This window comes from Sulfurovum sp. bin170, assembly GCF_010892395.1.
Taxonomy (GTDB): Bacteria; Campylobacterota; Campylobacteria; order Campylobacterales; family Sulfurovaceae; genus UBA1140.
This window is the reverse complement of record NZ_JAACKB010000185.1, coordinates 1-1,851: the sequence shown is the minus strand read 5'-3', so window position 1 is coordinate 1,851 and position 1,851 is coordinate 1. Positions and strand designations below refer to the sequence as shown.

The following is a 1,851-nucleotide window of genomic DNA, read 5'->3' as shown; positions in this document are numbered from 1 at the left end:
TGATAGGGGTAGGGAAGTAATCTCCCCTCCCTCCGAGACTGTGAAAGAAGACTCTTAAAACAATATTAAGAGTTCTTCAAAGATTTATCTAAAATTATGTATAATAAGAGTAACAAAAAACCTAAAAAAGATTTCTAAAATGAGTAATATATATAAAGAGGGACAAGATAGACAAAAGAGGTTGAATTTACCACCAAGTATAGATGAGTATATAGGAGAAGATAATCAAGTAAGAGGGATAGAAGATTATGTAGAACTCTTAGATATGCAGAAGTTAGGATTTAGTAAATCAAATCTAAAAGCAACAGATGGACAACCAGCATATCATCCCAAACTATTATTAAAGATTTATATATATGGGTATCTCAATAAAATAAGAAGTTCAAGAAGATTAGAGATAGAGATAAAAAGAAATATAGAGATGATGTGGCTTTGTGCAGGATTGTATCCAAGCTATAAAACAATTGCAAATTTTAGAAAAGATAATAGTGAACCTCTAAAAAAAGTATTTAAAGAATTTGTGTTATTGTGTAAAGATTTAGACTTGATAACAGGAGAACTAGTAGCAGTAGATGGAGCATTCCTAAGAGCAAATGCATCAAAGAATCAACTAATTATGACAAAGAGTATAGAGAGAGATTTAAAAAAGATAGATAAAAAAATAGAAACTTACTTTAAGAATATGGAGTTTACAGATCAAGAAGATATAGCTTCAATATCACTTTGTACAACTAACTTACCAAAGATTGTAAAAAAAAAGTAAAATTGAAGAAAGATTTAACATTTCTTAAAAAAAATAGACTTACTCAATATAATAGAACCGATCCAGATGCAAAAGTGATGGTAAAACCTGCACATAATCTAATGGCATACAATTCTCAAATAGTTGTTGATGATTCGTTTAAATTTATAGTAGCTACAGAAGTAAGTAGTGATGGTAATGACTATGGTAAACTGCATTCAATGGCAACACAAACAAAAGAGATAACTAAAAATGATGATATAACTATTGTAGCAGATACTGGTTATTATAGTGCAAAAGAGATTGAAAAATGTCAAGAAGATGGTATTGATGCTGTTGTATCTATGCCTAATAAAGAGAAACAACAAAAAGATAGAGGGTTCTTTCTTCATAGTGATTTTATCTATGATAAAGAGATTGATAGCTATATATGTCCAAACCAGCAAATTCTCACTAAAAGCAACTCTGTGATAACTAAAGATAATGCAACTAAGAATTATGTCTATCGAGCAGGAAGTAAAACCTGTAAAGCTTGTCCTTTAAGAGATAACTGTATCCCTAAAAAGACTGCCTATAAAAGAGTCTCTCGCTCAGAATGCTTAGATAGTGTCATTAAACATAAAGAGAAGATGCAAAGCAATATAGCAAAAGAGCTTATCAAAAGAAGAGGCTCAATAGTTGAACATCCATTTGGAACAATCAAACGACATTTAGGATGGGAACATTTTTTAGTAAGAGGGATAGAAAAAGTATCAGGAGAGAATGCTTTAATTATGTTTAGCTATAATTTTAGAAGATTACTTAATCTTATAGGGATAGCTCTATTTAGAAAACTAATAATTGCTCTAAAAGATGGAAATATCCAAGAGATAAAGGGTGAAATAGAGGCTTATATCTTGTTATTCTTAGATATTTGGAAATATTTTATTAAGATTAGAGAATTTTATAATTTTAGAGAAGAAAGTGTTATTTATATGGAATAATAACACTTCTTATTTCTGATTAAGATTTAATTTAGATACTTCTTTCACAGTCTCTTACATTAAAAGGTGGGTTTGCAATGATGAAGTCTGCTTTGAGATCCTTGTGGGCATCATTTAAAAATGACC

General features: G+C 29.7%; 2 protein-coding genes and 1 pseudogene. 2 read left to right on the top strand and 1 reads right to left on the bottom strand.

Translation table 11 applies throughout. The features are described 5' to 3' along the window. Positions 1-139: 139 nt before the first annotated feature. Both GSY74_RS04385 and GSY74_RS04380 read left to right on the top strand, forming a co-directional pair. Entirely contained in the window at positions 140-763 is a 624-nt protein-coding gene (locus GSY74_RS04385; RefSeq protein WP_164663891.1) for a transposase, read from the top strand. A 2-nt stretch (positions 764-765) separates the two neighbouring features. Beyond that, positions 766-1,725, top strand: a complete 960-nt coding sequence (locus tag GSY74_RS04380; protein ID WP_164663890.1) for a transposase — start codon at positions 766-768, stop codon at positions 1,723-1,725. Between the two features lie 49 nt (positions 1,726-1,774). Here GSY74_RS04380 and GSY74_RS10860 read toward each other — a convergent pair. Next, a pseudogene (locus tag GSY74_RS10860) lies at positions 1,775-1,851 on the bottom strand (hypothetical protein); the annotation flags it as partial.

What these genes read in the sequence shown, in the direction of transcription:
- GSY74_RS04385 (WP_164663891.1), top strand. Translation starts at nt 140, where the DNA reads ATGAGTAATATATATAAAGAGGGACAAGATAGACAAAAGAGGTTGAAT.